The sequence below is a fragment of the Streptomyces sp. NPDC005774 genome (genome assembly GCF_042871645.1).
Taxonomy (GTDB): Bacteria; Actinomycetota; Actinomycetes; order Streptomycetales; family Streptomycetaceae; genus Streptomyces; species Streptomyces pratens.
The window spans coordinates 1-18,240 of record NZ_JBIAIV010000088.1 but is presented as its reverse complement, the minus strand read 5'-3'; the positions used below and the strand labels follow the sequence as shown (position 1 = coordinate 18,240).

The following is an 18,240-nucleotide window of genomic DNA, read 5'->3' as shown; positions in this document are numbered from 1 at the left end:
GATCGACGACATACCGATCCTGACAGTCCAGGCCATCCGCCAACACCGATTCACGGATTTCCCAACGGAGTCTTTTAAGAGGGGGAGGATGTCAAAAGCACATCCGCAGCATCTTCGCCAAGCTCGACCTGGCCCCCACCGACGACCGTACCGACCGCAGGGTCGCCGCGGTCCTCCGCTACCTGGAGGGCGGTGCCGCCCGGCGCTCCTGACCGGCGTCAGGGGCGTCCCCGCCGTACGAGCGGGCGGCGACCTTCGCCACGTGCCGGGTGAAGACCTCACCGGCGTCGGGAGTGAGGGAGCGCAGGGCGACGAGCGCCGTGAGAGCGACATCGCACAACTCTGCACTGACATCGTCCCAGGAATGCGTGGTGCCCTTGCGCGGATTCTGCCCGGTGACGCCGATCACCGCCTGGGCGACCTCACCGACCTCCTCGGACAGCTTCAGGACGCGCAGCAGCAGAGCCTCCCGGCCGTCGACCGCGCCATGGGTCTCCAGCCAGGCGTGCAGTCCGTCGACGGAATCCCAGAAGCCACCGGACGACGAGAAAGACGGGGAAGGGATGGAAGGGGCGGAGGGGGAGGGGGAGGAGGCGAGCGCGGGTGCGCTCTGGACCGGCATCGGCGTCGACATCGGCATCGGGCTGGGGCTCGGGTCGCTCATACGGTAGACCCTGGCACAGGACGCCGACCACGCCCGGCCCTCGGCTCTCGGCCCTCAGGACGGCGTCCGACCGCCGCAGGCACGTCGGCCGTCAGTCGAACAGAGCTTCCTGCTCGCCCTCCCGCGCCTTGCGCAGGCGTCGGCTGCGCGCTCCCACGACCACCGCCGTGGCCGCCGCGGTCGCGGCGAAGGCCGCGACCACCATCCAGTCCCGGTCGGCCGAGTGGCCGAGGGCGTGGTCCAGGGAGAGGCGGCCGGGCCCGGTGACGGCGAGGCCGGCCGCCGTCAGACCGAGGGTGGCGGCGTGCTCGTAGCCGCCCTCCTGGTTGAAGAAGCCGTTGGGCGCGTGCACGGCCGCCGCGCCCGCCATGGCACCGGCCGCCGCCGCACCCGCCGCCGGGGTGGCGAGGCCGAGCGCGAGCAGTACGCCGCCGCCCGCCTCCGCGAGGCCCGCCGCTGTGGCGCTGGCCCTGCCCGGTGCGTAGCCGATGGTCTCCATGAACTGGCCGGTGCCCTCGATCCCGCCCCCGCCGAACCAGCCGAACAACTTCTGCGCGCCGTGTGCCGCCAGTGCCCCGCCCGTCCCCAGCCGAAGCAGCAGCAGGCCCAGATCACGTCGGTCGTAACAGGTCACGTCGTCTCCCGGTCCTGGAGCAGTCCCAGTGGTACTGGTAGTCGCAGTCGCTTGGCGTGACCACCGTCGCACCCCGGGGTCCGGACCGGCCTGCGGCCGTCCGCCGTTCGGGTGGTGCGGCTGGCGCCCTGCGGCGGCCGGGAGGACGCTGGTGGACATGACGATCCAGACCACCCGTCTCAGCGACCCCACCGTCCGCGCCTTCGTCAGCGCCGTCAACAACCACGACCGCGAGGGCTTCATGGCCCTTCTCGCACCCGGCGCGACCATGGCGGACGACGGTTCCGAGCGGGACCTCGCGGACTGGACCGACCGGGAGGTCTTCTCCTCCCACGGTCACATGGACGTCGACCGGGAGTCCGACGGCGGCCGTGCCCTCGTCGTCCGCTACCGCAACGACGTCTGGGGCGAGATGCACACCCGCTGGAGCTTCACCGTCGACGGCGACGGCAGGATCAGCCACTTCGAGACCGGACAGGCGTGACGCGCCGGTCCGGCGTCCCACCGCGGTTCGACACGGCAGTCGCCCCACCCACCGGCGCGTACCCCACGGTCCCACGCGGGTCCGCCCCCTGCCGGTGCGGTGGAACGACTGCCGCCTCCCCCCGGATGTGGCCTGTGGAGTTCGCGGAAGCCGCCCGCTTCATATGTGAAGCTTTGGTGGAGGAGGGGGTGGGTATATGTCCGCCATCGGCCGCAATGTTGCGGACTATTGCATTCCGCTTGTGAAGCCTGAGGGGTCGACGGCTACCTGAGGCTGCACGTCGACTCCCGGCTCCCGACTCCCGGCTGTCCGACTACCTGACTGCCCGGCTATCCGGCTGCCCGGATGTCCGGATCGCTCAGTGGGATTCCCCCGGGTAGCGGACCCCGATGTGCTCCCGGATCGTGTCGAGCGTCCGCATCACCGCGAGCGTGCCGTCCAGTGGGACGAGCGGGGACTCGGTTTCACCCGCCCGCAGGGCGCGCATCGCCTCGGCCGCCTCGTGCTTGAGGCTGTTGCGGGCCCCGTCCGCAGGGTCGGCGATGAACTCCTCGGCGTCCTTGCCGTCCCGGTGCAGCACGAACCGGTCCGGGAAGAAGAAGCCGTACGGGATGTCGATCCGGCCCGCCGAACCGGTGACCGACGCGGACGTCGACGTACCGCCGACGATGGAGCAGTGCACCGACGCGATGGCTCCGCTCTCCCAGGAGAGCAGCGCGCCCGTCTGGAGGTCCACCCTCTCCTCCGAGAGCGTGGCCTTCGCCACGACGTCCGACGGTTCCCCGAGCAGCAGCTGCGTGAACGAGACCGGATACACGCCGAGGTCCAGCAGCGCGCCGCCGCCCAGCGCCGGGTCCCGCAGCCGGTGCGACGCCGGGAAGTCTCCCGCCAGTCCGAAGTCGGCCTGCACCGTGCGTACTTCACCGATCGCGCCATCGTCGATCAGTGCCTTCAGCCGCCGCACCATGGGATGGCAGTACATCCACATGGCCTCCATCAGGAAGAGTCCGCGCTCGCGCGCCAGGCCGACCAGTTCCGCCGCCTCGCGCACGTTGAGGGTGAACGGCTTCTCGCACAGCACGTTCCGCCCGGCCTCCAGGCACAGCCCGGCCGCGGCCCGGTGCGCCGAGTGCGGAGTGGCGACGTAGACGATGTCGATCTCCTCGTCCCGCGCGAGCGACTCCCAGTCGCCGTACGCCCGCGGTATCCCGAACCGCTCGGCGAACGCCTTCGCCGGCTCGGGCGACCGCGAGGCCACCGCCACGATCTCCGCGCCCGGCAGATCTACCAGATCCGCCGTGAACGTCGCGGCCATCCCGCCCGTCGCCAGAATTCCCCAGCGCACGTTCTGCCCTGTCATCCGCCCCACCTTGCTCGTTCGTCGTTCATGGTCCGTGGTTCGCGATCTCGTGCGAGCGCCCGCGCCTTTCCGTGGAAGCGCTCCCATGACGTCTTGGCGAACATCTTCACCCGAGAGCGCCGTCCCTGACGAGCACCCCGTAAGGGCTGAGAGCATATGGAGCGCATGACTCGAAAAGGGAGGGGCCATATGTCCGAGGGCGAGGCATCCATGTCCGGACCGGTATCCGGGCCGGCACCGGCAACGACATCCGGGCCGGCACCGGCAACGACATCCGGGCCGGCACCGAGTGCGACGCCGGGAACGGCCACTTCGGCACCCGTCGCCGGCCGGGGGAGCCGGAGCGGGGGGCCCGGAGCCCAGGGCCGGGCGAGCCTCCTGGTCACGATCGTCCTGGGCAGCCTCACCGCCACCGCCCCGCTGGCGATGGACATGTACCTCCCCGCGCTCCCCGAGGTCACCCGGGCGCTGGGGTCCACCGCCTCCACCGTCCAGCTCACCCTCACCACCTGCCTGGCCGGCATGGCGCTCGGACAACTGGTGGTGGGGCCGATGAGTGACCGGTGGGGGCGCCGCCGTCCGCTGCTCATCGGTCTCGCCGTCTACATCGTGGCCACCGCGCTGTGCGCGATCGCGCCCACCGTGGAACTCCTCATCGCGTTCCGGCTGGTCCAGGGCCTCGCCGGCGCGGCCGGCATCGTCATCGCGCGGGCGGTCGCCCGTGACCTGTCCGACGGCGTGGCCATGGCCCGCTTCTTCTCCACGCTCATGCTGATCTCCGGTGTCGCCCCGGTCGTCGCCCCGCTGATCGGCGGGCAGATGCTGCGCGTGACGGACTGGCGGGGAGTCTTCGCCGTCCTCACCGTCCTCGGTGTCCTGATGGCGGTCGTGGTGTGGCGGAAGCTGCCGGAGACGCTGGAGCCCGCCGACCGTCATCGCGGTGGGGCCGGTGAGGCGCTGGGCTCGATGCGCCGGCTGCTCGCCGACCGGGCCTTCAGCGGCTACGTCCTCACCGGCGGCTTCGCCTTCGCCTGCCTCTTCGCCTACGTCGCCGCCTCCCCGTTCGTCATCCAGGAGATCTACGGCGCCTCCCCGCAGACGTTCAGCCTGCTGTTCGGGATCAACTCGGTGGGGCTGATGATCATGGGCCAGATCAACGGCAAGGTGCTGGTCGGGCGGGTCCGGCTGGACCGGGTGCTCGGTCTCGGCCTCGTCGTCGTCGTGGCCGCCGCGACCGCGATCCTGCTGATGGCACTGGGCGTGTTCGGGGACGTCGGGCTGGCACCGATGGCCGTCGCGCTGTTCGTGCTGATGTCCGCCATGGGCATCACCATGCCCAACACCCAGGCGCTCGCCCTGATGCGCGTCAAGCACTCCGCGGGCTCCGCGTCCGCCCTGCTCGGTACGTCGTCCTTCCTCATCGGCGCCATCGCCTCCCCGCTGGTCGGTATCGCGGGGGAGGACACCGCCGTCCCGATGGGCATCGTCCAACTGGCCGCCGCTCTGGTGGCCCTGGCCTGTTTCGCTGGAATGTGCCGTCCTTGGGGCGGACGCACCGACACGGACGGAATCACCCTCCGCCGGCGCGCAGCCGGTGCAGCGGGCGGACCTGACGCGGCGGGCGGACCTGACGGGACCGGCGTAACCGGCGTAACCGGTGGAACCCGCGTAACCGGTGGAACCCGCGTAACCGGTGGAACCGAGAGAGCGGGGGCGGACAGCTGAGCGCGCCGAGACTGCGCCACGGCACACCGGAACGGGCCGGGCTCGACCCCCGCGAACTCGCCGCCCTCGTCCGGGAGGTCCGCGCCCGCACCACCGGGGACCACCCCTGGGCCGCGGGCGCCGTGGTCGTCGCCGGCCGCGGCCCGGTGCTCGCCGTGCAGGAGGCGGTGGGCTGGGCCGTACGGTATGCGGCGTACGACGAACGGACCGGCACCCCGGTGGAACTGCCGCCCGGCGACCGCGTGCCGATGACCGTGGACACCCCCTTCGACCTGGCGTCCCTGACCAAACTGTTCACCTCGGTGGCCGCCGTGCAGCAGATCGAGCGCGGCACCCTGGGTATCGACGCCCGGGTGGGCGCGTACCTGCCGGACTTCCCCGCGGCCGTACGGCACGGCATCACCGTCCGGCAACTGCTCACCCACACCTCCGGGCTGCGCCCCGAACTCCCGCTGTACGACTGCGCCGACGACGCCGAGCGCCTGGCCCGGCTCCGCGCGGAGCGGCCGATCGGGGTGCCCGGCACGTACTGCTACTCCGACCTGAACATGCTGCTGCTCCAGCACCTCCTGGAGCGCCTCACCGGCCGCACCCTCGACACGCTCGTCCGCGACGGCATCACCCGGCCGCTCGACATGACCGCGACCGGCTTCGGCCCGTGTCCGGGCGCGGCGGCCACCGAGGACCAGCGGCGGCCCCGGGCCAAGGCGGACCGAGGCATGCTGCGCGGCGAGGTGCACGACGAGAACGCCTGGGCGCTCGGCGGCGTCGCGGGCCACGCCGGCCTCTTCTCCACCGGCCCCGACCTGGCGGTCCTCTGCCGCACGCTCCTCGCGGGCGGCTCGTACGGCCCCGCCCGCATCCTCGGCCCCGACTTCGTGGACCTGCTGCTCACCCCGCCGGGCCTGGGCTTCGCCCTGGACCAGCCGTGGTTCATGGGGGAGCTGGCGGGCCGGGGCGCGGCCGGTCACACCGGCTTCACCGGTACCTCCCTGGTCCTGGACCGCGCCACCGGCACCTACCTCGTCCTTCTCGCCAACACCGTCCACCCCCGCCGCCCCCGCACCCCGGACAACACCCCGCGCGCACAGGCGGCGACGCGGGTGGCGCGGGCGATACGGGGACGGTGAGGATGTGGTGAGGGGGCCCCGGGCACGGAGCGGCCCCGCCGCCCCGCCGTTCTGCCATTCCGCCGCCCCGGCCGGTGATCCGGTCTCCGCCCGGCGCCATAGAATCGCCAGGTGAACGCCCCTGCTCCCGCCTCTCCCGCCGACACCCTGCGCAGCGCACTCGCCGGACTGCTCGAGGGGCTCCCGCCGCGGCAGGCCGCGCAGGCCGTCGAGCGGCTGATCGCCACCTACCGGGGTGCCACCCCGACCGGGGCGCCCATCCTGCGCGACCGCGCGGACGTCGCCGCGTACGCCGCGTACCGGATGCCCGCCACGTTCGAGGCCGTACGGTCCGCGCTGGCGGCGTTCGCCGACGCGGTGCCCGGGTGGACACCCGGCGACCACCTCGACATCGGCGGCGGAACCGGCGCCGCCGCCTGGGCGGTGAGTGCCACCTGGGACGGGAAGCGGCCGGTGACGGTCCTCGACTGGGCCGAGCCCGCCCTCGCCCTCGGCCGGGAGCTCGCCGCCGCCCACCCCGCCCTCGCGGACACCCGCTGGCAGCGTTCCCGGATCGGCACCGCCCTCACCCTCGACAGCGCCGACCTCGTCACCGTCTCCTACGTCCTCAACGAACTGACCGACGGCGACCGCGCCGCTCTCGTCGACGCCGCCGCCGGGGCCGCGCGGGCCGTCGTGATCGTCGAACCCGGCACCCCCGACGGCTACGCCCGCGTCATCGAGGCCCGCGACCGGCTCATCTCCGCCGGCTTCCGGGTCGCCGCCCCCTGCCCGCACAGCGCCGCCTGCCCCATCGCCCCCGGCACCGACTGGTGCCACTTCTCGGCCCGGGTCAGCCGCTCCTCACTGCACCGCCAGGTCAAGGGCGGCTCCCTCGCCTACGAGGACGAGAAGTTCAGCTACGTCGCCGCCATCCGCCTCCCGGTGAGTCCCGCACCCGCACCCGCCCGCGTCGTGCGCAAGCCGCAGATCCGCAAGGGCCAGGTCCTCCTCGACCTGTGCGAGAAGGATCCGGCCCTGCGCCGCATCACCGTCACCAAGCGCCACGGTGACCTGTACCGGGCGGCCCGGGACACCGACTGGGGCGACGCCTGGCCGTCCCCGTCGGCCGAGGACGAAGGGCACTAGGCCCGCTCCTCGGGCCCTCCCTCCTCGCCTGCTTCGTTTCCTTCGCTTCCTTCCTGCCGCTGTTCCTGCTCCCGCCGCTCCTGGAGCTTGCGCAGCAGTTCGCGCTTCTGGGCCTGGGCGTCGAGCCCGCCGCCGACGCGGCCGTCGCGTCCGCCGCCGCGCAGGGCCTTGCGGCCGAGGTGCTGTCGGGTGCCGCCGACGCCCAGCATGTTTCCGGATCCGCCTCGGGACATGGTGATCTCCGTTCTTCCGGCTACCGAACCGTTGGCGAGACGTATCGTCTTGCCAGTGCTCGCCACTCTCAGGCGAGACGCGACGTCTTGTCAACCTGATAAATTCGGCCCATGGCATCGAACAACCCCACACCCCCCGACTCCGCCCGCCGCAGTGAGCGCTCCCGCCGTGCCATCTACGACGCGGCCATCTCCCTGGTCGTGGAGATCGGCTACCCGAAGACCACGATCGAGGGCATCGCCGCCCGCGCCGGCGTCGGCAAGCAGACGATCTACCGGTGGTGGGGGTCGAAGGCGGAGGTCCTGCTGGAGGCCTTCCTCGACCTGAGCGAGCAGGCCGCCCGCGCCGTCCCGCGGGAACACGAGGACCGGGAGGACCGGGAGGAGCGTGAGGACGGTGAGGACCGGGCGGGCCGGGCGGGCGACGAGAGCCAGGGGATCCCCGACACCGGGGACCTCGCCGCAGATCTCAGGATCGTCCTGCGCGCCACGGTCGACGAGCTGCGCGACCCCAAGTTCGAGGCACCGTCCCGCGCACTGGCCGCCGAAGGTGTCGTCAACGAGGAGCTGGGCCGGAGGTTCGTCGCCAAGCTGCTGGAACCGCAGCTCCAGCTCTACGTCGACCGGCTGCGCTCCGCGCAGGAAGCCGGCCAGGTGCGCCCCGACATCGACCCGCGCATCGCCCTGGAATTGTTCGTCTCGCCACTCGCCCAGCGCTGGCTCCAGTACACGGGGCCGATCACCTACGAGTACACCGACGCCCTCGTCGACTACGCCCTCAACGGCCTCACCCCGCGTTGACCAGCCGCGATGGCGAAGGGTGCTCGCGCCCCGCAGCCGTACCCTTCGCCCCGGGGGACGCCCCTCGTCACGTCCGGGCCCCGCTTGTCCCGGCTGTGCCGATTATGTGCCCCGGCCCCCCTGGGCGCAGGATGGTGGGACGATAGGGCATGCTGGGGAGCACGACGGCGAGGCGAGGAGCTAGATGAGCGCGGAGTTCGGCGGTAGGACCGGCAGGCAGGGCAAACTCTCCCGGTGGCTGCGCGGACGCCGCCCGGAACCGGCCGTCGACCAAGGCGACCGTGAGGCTCTGCTGCTCGCCGCGGCCGGTGCGGGACTCCCGCTCGCGCCCGCCGCCCACCCGGCCGGATACGGCTGTTCCTGCGACCGCGTGGGCTGTCCGACTCCCGCCCGGCACCCCGTGTCGTTCGCCTGGCAGACGCAGTCCACCACTGACCGCGCCCAGATCGAGCGCTGGGCCCGCCACCAGCTGCAGGCCAACTTCATCACCGCGACCGGCATGGTGCACGACGTACTCGACGTGCCCCTCGAAGCCGGTCGCGAGGCGTTGGAACGCCTGTCGGCGGACGGGGTCGAGGTCGGTCCCGTCGCGGAGAGCGACGACGGCCGCATGCTGGTCTTCACCCTCACCCGGGGCACCCCCGAGGACGAGGACGAATGGTGGCCGTGCGAGCTGGACTGCCACCCCGAGACGATGGACGAGCATCCCGGCCTGCGCTGGCACTGCCGTGGTTCGTACGTGCTGGTACCGCCCGCGCGGCTGCCCGGTGACGACAACCGGTCGGTGCACTGGGTCCGCGGCCCGGAACATCCGCTGCCCGACCCGCTGAGCCTGCTGGAATACCTCACCGACGCCTGCGCCCGCCACGCCGGCGAGCACCCCGAACAGGCGGCCGCCGCGGCCTGGCCCTCGCGCCGCTAGGGCTTGTTGTCCGGTCCACTCCGGTCTGCGTACTTCACTCCGGTCCGTCCGGTCCGTCCGTCCGGCAGCGGCCGCGCTACTCGCCCTTCGCTGACGTCAGTCCCTGGATCCGCCCCAGGATCTCCACCTCGCCGTCGCCACCGCCGCCGTCGCCCGGGTCCAGAGCCACCTCGTTGGACACGAACTCCATCGTCAGGGTCTGCCGGATATCGCCGGTGGTCAGCGCCAGTACATCCTTGTTCGGTGTCGGCACGGACGCCCCGGCGGCTGCGGTCTGCTTCTCGAAGTGGCGCGTGGTGAAGAAGACCAGCGCCCCGCCGTCCTCGGTACGCAGCGCCAGCGGCGCGTAGTTGCCGTTCGTCATCGGCTCGTCGATGTACTGCGTGGCCAGGCCCGGCCGGGTCGACTTCTTCGTCCGCAGTGCCCGCCACGCGCTGGTGTGCGGTCCCTCGGCGAAGGCGGCTTCGCCACCGTCCTCGCCCTTCTTCAGGTACGTCGTGTAGGTCGCGCTCAACTCGCCGGGCGGTACGGCCAGATCGGCCGCGTTCGCGGGCACCGCCTCGGCCCAGCCGTCCTTGTCCACCGCGAACTTCGGCAGGACGTCCGGGGCGACCAGCGTCAGATACGTCGCCTCCCAGGTCTCGTCCAGACCGTTGCGCGTGAACACCAGCAGCCAGCGGGAACCGCCGCCCTTGTTGCCGGCCGCGTCCGCGAGGAACCAGCGGGGCCAGCCGGCCTTCTTGGGGATGGTGAACTTCGCGTCCGTCAGCTTCAGCGGCGCGTGCCGGGCATTGCCGTCCGGGCTGTTGGCCTTCCCGGCCGCCAGTCGCGCCGAGTCGATGTCGGCGAGCGCGCCGGTGGTGTACTCGGCGTCCAGGGAACTGTCGTACGCCTTGTCGGCCTTGTTGTAGGCGGCCGTGAACTCCTGGAGTGCCGTGGCCGCTTCGGCACGGGTGGTGGCCGGAAGTACCTCCCGCTCACCGTGCACCACCACGCAGCCGCTCGCCGTCAACGACAGAGCGGTCACCGATGCCGCCGCGATCAGCACGCTCCGGTCGAACCTGCGGAACCCGTGGAACCCCCGGAATCCGCGGAGCCTTCGAAGGCCGAGATACCTGCTCATCCGGTTCCTTCACCCTCCCCTTCCCGGAGGCGAACCCTACCGGGGCGGGGTGCGGTGCGAGCGTGGGGACCGGATACAGCGGCCACACCGTGACATGCCCCGCCCCGGCGCGGACACCGGCCGCGCCGGGGCGAACCGTGTGACGTGACGGTCAGCCGCTGTGCACGTCCCGGTTCGGGAGGACCAGGACCGCGCCCGTCCGGGGATGCGGAAGCACCTCGACGGGCTGGTCGTACACCTCGGACAGCAACCGCTCGGAGAAGACCTCGTCCGGTGGCCCGTCGGCCGCGATCTCGCCGGCGCGCAGGACCGCCACCCGGGTCGCGTAGGCCGCCGCGAGTCCCAGATCGTGCAGGACGACGACCACCGCGTCCCCGGCGAGCGCCCGTTCACGGCACAGTCGCAGCACCAGCTCCTGGTGCCGGAGGTCGAGGGCGGCGGTCGGCTCGTCGAGCATCAGCAGGGGAGCGCGCTGGGCGAGTACCCGGGCGAGGGCGACCCGGGCCCGCTCGCCGCCGCTGAGCGCGGAGAACGGGCGCGCGGCGAAGCCGGTCACCTCGGTCGCGGCCATCGCCTCGGTCACGGCCGCGTCGTCGTCCTCGGGACGGGCCGAGGTCCAGGGCGCCCGGCCCATACGGACCACCTCCTCCACCGTGAACGGGAAGGACAGCGACGCCGCCTGGGGCAGCACCGAGCGGCGCAGGGCGAGTTCGGGCGCGGACCAGGAAGACGCCGGGCGCCCGTGGATCCGTACCGCCCCCGAGGTGGGCGGGAGATCGGCTGCGAGGACACTCAACAGGGTCGATTTTCCTGCCCCGTTGGGCCCGACGAGGGCCAGCAGCTCACCGGCCCGGACGGTGACGTCCACCCCCGAGAGCACCTCACGGGCACCGAGCCGGACGGACAGCCCCTCCGTCTCGGCGAGGACGTCACCGGGCTCCGGCGCGGGCGGCGGGACGGGGCGACGACGCAGGCGGATCATGCCCAGCCTCCTTGCTTGCGGCGGGTGCGGCGCAGCAGCCAGAAGAAGAACGGGCTGCCGATCAGCGCCGTGAGGACACCGAGGGGGAGTTCGGCGGGCTCGGCGATCGTACGGGCCGTCAGGTCGGCGGCGAGCAGCACCAGCGCGCCGAGCAGCGCACTGCCCGGCAGCAGGAACCGGTGTCCGGGACCGGCCGCCATCCGCAGCAGATGCGGGACGACCAGGCCGACGAACCCGACGACCCCGGAGACGCTCACGGCCGCCGCCGTCAGCAGCGCGATGATCAGCACGAGGACGATCCGCAGCCGTTCCACGTCCACGCCCAGGTGCCGGGCGGGCCGTTCGCCGAGCGCCAGCAGGTCCAGCCGGCGGGCGTACGACGGGGCCACGGCCAGGCCCAGTACCGCGCACGGCAGGACGGCGAGGACCTTCGGCCAGGTGGCCTGGGACAGCGAACCCAGCTGCCAGAAGGTGATCTGGTTGACGGCCGCGGTGTCGGCGAAGAAGAGGAACAGCCCGATCAGCGCGCCCGCGAAGGCGTTCACGGCGATACCGGTGAGGATCAGCGTCACCACCTCGGTACGGCCGCCCGAGCGGGACATCACGTACACGACCAGCACGGTGACGAGGCCCGCGGCGAACGCCAGGATCGACACCGTCCAGTTGCCGGCGAAGTTCAGCCCGAGGGCGATCGTCGCGACCGCGCCCACCGCCGCGCCGGAGGAGACGCCGATGACTCCCGGTTCGGCGAGCGGGTTGCCGAACACGCCCTGCATCAGAGCGCCCGCGCAGCCCAGTGAGGCGCCGACGAGCAGCGCCAGCACGATCCGCGGGAACCGTACGTTCCACAGCACCGACTCGGCGACCCGGTCCAACTGCGTGCCACTGGGCCCGAGTCGGTGCTGGATCGAGGCCAGGACGTCACCGACGGGCACGTGGTAGGCGCCGGTCGCGGCGGCCATGGGAATCAGGACCAGCAGACCGGCGAGGAGGCCGACGGTCAACAGCCAGGCGGCGGTGCGCCGTTGCCGGGGCTTCGAGGGGGAGGGGGAGGGGGTGGCAGCAGGCGGGGGCACGGAAGTCGGCACCGGTTCCGGCACCGGTCGTGCGGGCTTCTCCAGGAGCGTCACGCGGCACCGCCCGACTCCGTGTCCGACTCCGTGCCGTACAGCTGCTCGACGACCGAGGTGAGCACCTGGTCGGTGCGGGGACCGTAGTTGAGGAGCACCCCGTCCTCGACGGAGACGATGCGCCGGTCCATTCCGGCCGGCGTCTGCGCCACACCGGGGATCTCGACCAGCCCGTCCACACCGCCGACGGACTCGAGGCCCTTGGCCATGACGAGGATCGCGTCGGGCGCCGCCTTCACGAGTGCCTCACTGGTGATGGCGGTGAAGTCCTTCTCCAGTCCGGACCCGGCGCCGGCGTCGACCGCGCCGGCGGCCTCGATCAGCGAGGTCGCGCCCGAACCCTTGCCGCCGATGAGGTACACGGAGGCGGAGCCGCGCAGATAGAGGAAGGCGACCCGGGGCCGGGGATCCTCGTCCGGGACCGAGTCGGTGACGGCGGCGATCCGCTGCTCGGAGCGGGTGGTCAGTTCCCTGCCCGCCTCCGGTACGCCGAGCGCGTCGGCGACGGCCCGGATGCGCGGGCCCACGTCGTCGAGGCCGGCCGCCGGATCGACGACCAGGATCCGGATGCCGGCGGCGCGGATCTGGTCCATCGCCTCGGCCGGTCCGGTCGTGGCCTCGGCGATCACCAGGTCGGGGCGCAGCGACAGCACGCTCTCCGCGGAGACGTCATGTCCCCTGGTGACGACGGGGAGTTCGGAGGCCTCGTCGAAGGTGGCGGTGACGTCGCGGGCGACGACCCGGTCCCCGAGGCCGAGGGTGAACACGATCTCGCCGAGGCTTCCGGAGAGCGGGACGAGCCGGTCGGCCCGCTCGACGGTCACCTTCCGACCGTCGGCGGAGCGGACGGTGACCGGGAGTTCGGGGCTCGGGGTGTCGGTGAGGGGCTCCAGGCGGTCGGAGACCGGGGAGGTGCTCCGAGAGCCCTGCGAGGAGCCGTCCGCCCCGTCCGCCGTCGTTCCGGAGCCCGTGCCGGAGGGCCCTCCGCAGGCGGTCGTGGTGAGGGTGAGGGCGAGCACGGACAGCAGTGCTTCCGCCAGTCGGGTGCGCAAGGGTCGCACGGTTCCGTCCGTTCCTTTCGGTACTGCGGATGTTGTCCGCGATGCAGCTTAGGTTAGCCTTACCTCACTTTCTGCTGGTCGTCGCCCCGGAGGATCCGCCATGCCCACCCGCCTGCGTGCTCTCGTGACCGTGCTGTGCGCGGCCGTCCTGGGAGCCCTCCTCCCGGCCGCCACCGCGCACGCCGAGAGCCGCACCGTCCAGGGCGGACGGCTCGACTGGGGCATCAAGTCGTCCTTCCAGAGCTACATCACCGGGCCCGTCGCGAAGGGGAGTTTCTCCCTCACCGGCGGCGCGGCCACCGTCGGCGGCAGCGGCTTCCGCTTCCACTCGGCGACGGGCGCCTACGACGGCGGCACGGGAGCCTTCCGCGCCTCCTTCTCCGGCGGAGTGCGCTTCCTCGGGCACGCCACGGAATCCGGCGGCCACCAGCTCGACCTCACCGTCAGTTCGCCCACCGTGAGCGTCTCCGGCTCCACCGGCACGCTCTACGTGGACGTCGTGAGCAAGGCGAGGGGCACCGGGGCGGTCACGACGTCCCGTCAGGTGCCCTTCGCCTCCCTCTCCCTGGGCGGCATCGACATGCGCGGCGGCGGCACCTCCGTCGTTCTGAACAACCTGCCCGCCACCCTCACCTCCCAGGGTGCCAGCTCCTTCGCCGGCTACTACACCGCCGGCACCGCACTGGACCCGGTCAGCCTCTCTGCGGACATCCAGCGGGCGGCCGCCCAGCCGTCGAGCACGCCGGAGCCGAAGTCCCCGGAGCCGAAGAAGGCGACGAAGGAGAAGCCGGCCGCGAAGGACAGGACCGAACTGGCCGACGGCGCCGTGGACTGGGGCGTGCGCCGCACCTTCCGCGAGTACGTCACCGGCGACCTCGCCCAGGGCGAGTGGACCCTCTCCTCGGGCGCCCTCGACGGCGGCGCCCTCTACCGCTTCCCCGGCGGCGAGGGCACGCTCGAGGACGGCGACCTGACCGCCGCCTTCGACGGCACGGTCCGCTTCACCGGCGAGAACGGCCTCGACCTGCGGCTGAGCGCCGTACGCGTCACTGTCGAGGACGACAAGGGCACCCTCCACGCCGACGTGAAGAGCCCGGACCACAGCGGGAAGAAGGTGCCGCTGATCACCTTCACGGCGAAGGGACTCAAGGCGAAGGACGGCTTGGCCCTCCTGACCGAGGCACCCGCGAAGCTCACCGCCGACGGCGCCGAGGCGTTCGGCGGGATGTATCCCGAGGGCACCGCGATGGACCCCGTCTCCCTGGCCGTCGCCCTCACCGACGACGCCGAACTCCCCGCCCTCCCCGACCTCGGCAGCACCCCGACGCCCGAGGCCGCACCGTCCAAGGCCGCGACCGACCCGTCCGCCGAGCCCGTCGCGAGCGCGGCGAAGGACGACGACGGCGGCCTCCCCACCCCCACCCTCCCCCTCGCCCTCGCGGCCGGACTTCTGACGGCGTTCGCCGCAGCGGCCGCGCTCCTCGTCCGCAGGCGCCGTGCACGACCGGCCGCGGACACCACCCCGCAGGGGTCTGCGCAGAGCACCTCGCAGGACACCCCGTAGGGGAACCCCGCAGGACACCCCTCAGGGCACTGCGCAGGACCGCCCCGAACCCACAGCAAGGAGAAGCCCGACCATGCCCGCAAGACGACGCCGCTCCAACGCCATCGCCGCCGCCGTGGCCACGGCCGCCGCCCTCGGCGCCACCGCCCTCACCGGCGCGCCCTCCGCCGCCGCGGCCGAAGTACCCCTCACCGGATACGAATTGACCTGGGGCATCAAGGAGTCGTACCGCACCTACGTCGCCACCTACGCGAAGGGCACCTTCACCCCCGCGGACGGCGCGACCCAGGCCGACGGCAACGGTGCCTTCACCTTCGTCGACGGCACCGGCAGCTACGACTCCACCTCGCACAGGATGGAGATCGGCTTCGAGGGCAGCCTGGCGATCGAGTCCAAGGCGCACGGCTTCGCCCTCACCCTCTCCGACGTCAAGTTCGACAGCGCGGCCGCCGAGATCACCGCCGACGTGACCCGGGGCGGCACGACCGAGGACGACGTCCCGCTCGCGACCGTCACCGTGTCCCGCTCGATGACGGACATGGCGACCGAGCTGACCGAGAAGGCCGGCGAGGTCTTCGGCAGCGCGAGCTACGCGGGCGCGGCCGGCGACCCGCTGACGATCGTCCAGAAGACCAAGCCGACCCCTACGGACCCTGCCCCTACGGACCCCGAGCCGACCGACCCGGAGCCCACGGACGAGCCCACCTCGCCGGAGCCCACGAAGGAGCCGACGAAGGAGCCGACGGACGAGCCGTCGTCCCCGTCGCAGTCCCCGTCCCCGTCGCAGTCGTCCCCTTCCTCGCAGTCCCCGTCCCCGTCGGCGTCCACCCCCTCCGACGACAACACCCCCGCGCCCGCCCGGGGCGAGATAGCCGACGGCACCCTCGGCTGGGGCGTGAAGGAGTCCTTCCGCTCGTACGTGGTGGGCCCGATCGCCAAGGGCGAGGTCACCGCGTCCGACGGCGCGTCCCAGGCCTCCGGCAACGGAGCCTTCACCTTCACCGACGCGTCCGGCACCTACGACACGGACGAGGACACCCTCAACGCCTCCTTCGAGGGCGCGGTGAACTTCAAGGGCCACGAGGAGAGCGGCGGCGAGTACGGCCTCGACCTCACCCTGACCGACCTGAAGGCGACCCTCGACGGCGGCACAGGCAAGCTGTCCGCCGACTTCGACAGCCTCGGTGAGAAGTCCGAGGACGTGGTCCTGGCCACCCTCAAGGCGAAGTCGTCCGCGCTGACCGCCAAGGACGACGTCATCATCGTCAACGACGTTGCCGCCACCCTCACCGAGGCCGGTGCGAAGGCCTTCGGCGACTTCTACACCGCCGGCACCGCCCTCGACCCCGTCAGCCTGTCGGTCGCCCTGAGCGACGACGCCGACCTTCCGGGCGGTACCGGCGGTACGGGCGGCAGCGGTACCGGTGGCAGTGGCAACGGTGGCGCGGGCACCTCCGGCGGCACGGGCGGGACCGGTACGACCGGCGGCACCGGCGGCGTCATCGGTTCGACGACCGGGTCCACCACGGGCGGCCTGAACGGCGCCCTGGCCAGCACCGGTTCGGACACCCCGGTCGCGGCCATCGGCGGCGCGGCGGCGGCAACGGTGGCCGCGGGCGCGGCCGTGGTCTTCGCCCTCCGCAGGCGCAGCTCGACAATGGAGTGAACCGCGGGGACGCGGTGACCGCATGACAGGGAAGGGTGCCCCTCGACCGAGGGGCACCCTTCGCGCGTAGAGCCGCGGACATGCCCTTCCGGAACTCCCTAGCGGTCGAAGGCGGGCAGGGCGAACCGGGCGACGAGCGGGAAGCCGTCCTCCCGGGCGCTCTTGGCGTTCACCGAGTACACCACCGTCCGGGACAGGTCGCGGGTCGCGGCCAGCACCGTGTGGTAGCCGGGCCGGGAGCCTGTCTTGCCCCAGATCTCCGTCCCGTTGTAGACGAAGCGCTCAAGTGCCATGCCGTAGGACGCGTCGCCCTCGACGTCGGGGACGACGAACATCTGGTCCAGCAGCGGCTGCGGCACCACCTGGCCCCGGAACAGGGCCACCAGGAACCGCTCCAGGTCGGCGGTGGTGGAGATCATGTTCCCGGCCGCCCAGCGGTCGGACATGTTCCACTCCGTCACGTCGGTGGTCCGGCCGCCGATGTCCGTGTAGGCCCGGTGGTGCGGGCCGTGGATCCGAGGGTCCGGTCCGACCGGGAAGCCCGTGTGCCGCATGCCCAGCGGACGGAAGATCCGTACGTCCGCCTGGTGTTCGTAACGGTCGCCCGTCACCTTCTCGATCAGCAGGCCGAGCACGGTGTAGTCGATGTTCTGGTACTGCTGCCGCTTCCCGGGGCCGAACGCCGGCCCCTTCGCGACCGCCGTGGCCACCACCCGCTGCGGGCTGAGGGTCCGGAACCGGTTGGGGTACATCTCCTCGGTGGTCGAACCGAGGTTCGCGCCGGGCTTCAGGCCGCTGGTGTACGTGAGCAGGTGCCGCACGGTCGGCGGTTCGGCGAAGGAGTCCGGCAGCAGACCGGGCAGATAACGGGTGACGGGGGCGTCGAGCTCCACCCGTCCCTCCGCGACGAGTTGCAGCACGAGCGCCGCGGTGACCACCTTGGTCGTCGAGCCGGCCCGGAACCGCGCGTTCTCCAGCGCCGGGGCCCCGGTCCGCAGGTCCCGCACCCCGGCGGTCCCCGTCCAACGACCCTTGCCGCCGACCCGGACGAGGGCGGCCGAGATGTCCACGTCGGGGATTCCGACGAGGGCCTTCTCCAGGGCGGTGGTATCGGGTTCGCCGTCGGCCGGGGCGTCTCCGGCGGACAGCGCCATGCCGGGTGCCGCGGCGACGGGCGCCGCAGTTCCGGGCTGAACGGCGCCGGCCGCTCCGGCGAGCGGACCGATGACCAGAGCGGCCAACAGAGCGGAGGCGACAGCGGTGCGAGCACGAGTACGAGTACGAGCGGTCATGGGCGGACTCCGTCTTTCCAGGGGGTGGGGCTTCGGACGGTCCCCATCCTGGTGATCACGCACGCCCTCCAGATCCTGCGCACAGAGGAGTCCAACCACCCATATTCCGGGGTCAGTTCTCGGGGTGCCCCTTAGGGCGTGCCCGGCGGCGGCCTCCGTCACGAGGCGGCCGGCCGCGAGGAGACTCAGGTCAGGCATGGTCCTGCGTGCGACCGCCACCTGGCAGTCTGCTGCACGTCATGGCCACTCCGTAAGTTGTTAGGTGGCCCGGGAGGGCCGGGTGTGGCTTATGGCTTCTTGCCTTCAGTGGCTTCCGAGGAGTGGCCGCCCGGCCCTCCGGG

General features: G+C 72.3%; 17 protein-coding genes and 2 pseudogenes. 9 read left to right on the top strand and 10 right to left on the bottom strand.

What is annotated here, in order from left to right; genetic code table 11:
• Positions 1–89: 89 nt before the first annotated feature.
• Positions 90–212 (top strand): annotated as a pseudogene (locus ACFYQA_RS37955) (DNA-binding response regulator); the annotation flags it as partial.
• On the opposite strand, the gene ACFYQA_RS37950 reads toward ACFYQA_RS37955, so the two are convergent.
• Entirely contained in the window at positions 179–622 is a 444-nt protein-coding gene (locus tag ACFYQA_RS37950; protein ID WP_388928130.1) for a MazG-like family protein, read from the bottom strand. The pseudogene ACFYQA_RS37955 and the gene ACFYQA_RS37950 sit on opposite strands and share 34 nt — an antisense overlap.
• 133 nt (positions 623–755) lie before the next feature.
• Positions 756–1,298, bottom strand: coding sequence for a DoxX family protein (locus ACFYQA_RS37945; RefSeq protein WP_388928118.1), 543 nt, complete (start codon positions 1,296–1,298; stop codon positions 756–758).
• Positions 1,299–1,455: 157 nt separating this feature from the next.
• On the opposite strand from ACFYQA_RS37945, the gene ACFYQA_RS37940 reads away from it, so the two are divergent.
• A complete protein-coding gene (locus tag ACFYQA_RS37940; RefSeq protein WP_388928115.1) occupies positions 1,456–1,782 on the top strand; it encodes a nuclear transport factor 2 family protein in 327 nt (108 codons plus the stop codon).
• Positions 1,783–2,140: 358 nt separating this feature from the next.
• On the opposite strand, the gene ACFYQA_RS37935 is transcribed toward ACFYQA_RS37940, so the two are convergent.
• Positions 2,141–3,142: a Gfo/Idh/MocA family protein gene (locus ACFYQA_RS37935; protein WP_388928113.1), complete on the bottom strand. Its 1,002-nt coding sequence runs from the start codon at positions 3,140–3,142 to the stop codon at positions 2,141–2,143.
• Between the two features lie 210 nt (positions 3,143–3,352).
• Between ACFYQA_RS37935 and ACFYQA_RS37930 the strand changes: the two genes are divergently transcribed.
• From ACFYQA_RS37930 to ACFYQA_RS37920, 3 genes are all read left to right on the top strand, one after another.
• Positions 3,353–4,867, top strand: a complete 1,515-nt coding sequence (locus ACFYQA_RS37930; RefSeq protein WP_388928127.1) for a multidrug effflux MFS transporter — start codon at positions 3,353–3,355, stop codon at positions 4,865–4,867.
• Positions 4,868–4,878: 11 nt separating this feature from the next.
• The gene (locus tag ACFYQA_RS37925; RefSeq protein WP_388928124.1) at positions 4,879–5,997 is read left to right on the top strand and encodes a serine hydrolase domain-containing protein; all 1,119 of its coding nucleotides are present in this window, start codon (positions 4,879–4,881) and stop codon (positions 5,995–5,997) included.
• Between the two features lie 111 nt (positions 5,998–6,108).
• A complete protein-coding gene (locus tag ACFYQA_RS37920) occupies positions 6,109–7,125 on the top strand; it encodes a small ribosomal subunit Rsm22 family protein (protein ID WP_388928110.1) in 1,017 nt (338 codons plus the stop codon).
• Here the strand turns inward: ACFYQA_RS37920 and ACFYQA_RS37915 are convergent.
• Entirely contained in the window at positions 7,122–7,358 is a 237-nt protein-coding gene (locus tag ACFYQA_RS37915; protein ID WP_388928107.1) for a DUF6243 family protein, read from the bottom strand. The genes ACFYQA_RS37920 and ACFYQA_RS37915 overlap by 4 nt on opposite strands.
• 111 nt (positions 7,359–7,469) lie before the next feature.
• On the opposite strand from ACFYQA_RS37915, the gene ACFYQA_RS37910 reads away from it, so the two are divergent.
• Together ACFYQA_RS37910 and ACFYQA_RS37905 are read left to right on the top strand one after the other, a co-directional pair.
• Positions 7,470–8,159 (top strand): TetR/AcrR family transcriptional regulator, encoded by a 690-nt coding sequence (locus ACFYQA_RS37910; protein WP_388928105.1) that lies wholly within the window; start codon positions 7,470–7,472, stop codon positions 8,157–8,159.
• 184 nt (positions 8,160–8,343) lie between these two features.
• Complete coding sequence (locus ACFYQA_RS37905; RefSeq protein ID WP_388928102.1) at positions 8,344–9,081, top strand: bifunctional DNA primase/polymerase; 738 nt, start codon at positions 8,344–8,346, stop codon at positions 9,079–9,081.
• Positions 9,082–9,157: 76 nt separating this feature from the next.
• On the opposite strand, the gene ACFYQA_RS37900 is transcribed toward ACFYQA_RS37905, so the two are convergent.
• From ACFYQA_RS37900 to ACFYQA_RS37880, 5 genes and pseudogenes are all read right to left on the bottom strand, one after another.
• A complete protein-coding gene (locus ACFYQA_RS37900) occupies positions 9,158–10,204 on the bottom strand; it encodes a hypothetical protein (RefSeq protein ID WP_388928101.1) in 1,047 nt (348 codons plus the stop codon).
• Positions 10,170–10,298, bottom strand: a pseudogene (locus tag ACFYQA_RS37895) (iron transporter); the annotation flags it as partial. The pseudogene ACFYQA_RS37895 and the gene ACFYQA_RS37900, both read right to left, overlap by 35 nt.
• Positions 10,299–10,355: 57 nt before the next feature.
• A complete protein-coding gene (locus ACFYQA_RS37890; RefSeq protein ID WP_388928098.1) occupies positions 10,356–11,186 on the bottom strand; it encodes a heme ABC transporter ATP-binding protein in 831 nt (276 codons plus the stop codon).
• The gene (locus tag ACFYQA_RS37885; protein ID WP_388928121.1) at positions 11,183–12,262 is read right to left on the bottom strand and encodes a FecCD family ABC transporter permease; all 1,080 of its coding nucleotides are present in this window, start codon (positions 12,260–12,262) and stop codon (positions 11,183–11,185) included. Before ACFYQA_RS37885 ends, ACFYQA_RS37890 begins: the two co-directional genes overlap by 4 nt.
• A 50-nt stretch (positions 12,263–12,312) precedes the next feature.
• Positions 12,313–13,368 carry a hemin ABC transporter substrate-binding protein gene (locus ACFYQA_RS37880; RefSeq protein ID WP_388928096.1) on the bottom strand — a complete coding sequence of 352 codons (1,056 nt, stop codon included), beginning with the start codon at positions 13,366–13,368 and terminating at the stop codon, positions 12,313–12,315.
• A gap of 109 nt (positions 13,369–13,477) precedes the next feature.
• On the opposite strand from ACFYQA_RS37880, the gene ACFYQA_RS37875 reads away from it, so the two are divergent.
• Both ACFYQA_RS37875 and ACFYQA_RS37870 read left to right on the top strand, forming a co-directional pair.
• On the top strand, positions 13,478–14,941 hold the full coding sequence (locus ACFYQA_RS37875) for an HtaA domain-containing protein (RefSeq protein WP_388928094.1): 1,464 nt from the start codon (positions 13,478–13,480) through the stop codon (positions 14,939–14,941).
• 73 nt (positions 14,942–15,014) lie between these two features.
• Entirely contained in the window at positions 15,015–16,607 is a 1,593-nt protein-coding gene (locus ACFYQA_RS37870) for an HtaA domain-containing protein (protein WP_388928091.1), read from the top strand.
• 98 nt (positions 16,608–16,705) lie between these two features.
• Here the strand turns inward: ACFYQA_RS37870 and ACFYQA_RS37865 are convergent, their stop codons facing one another.
• The gene (locus ACFYQA_RS37865; protein ID WP_388928088.1) at positions 16,706–17,899 is read right to left on the bottom strand and encodes a serine hydrolase domain-containing protein; all 1,194 of its coding nucleotides are present in this window, start codon (positions 17,897–17,899) and stop codon (positions 16,706–16,708) included.
• Positions 17,900–18,240 lie beyond the last annotated feature (341 nt).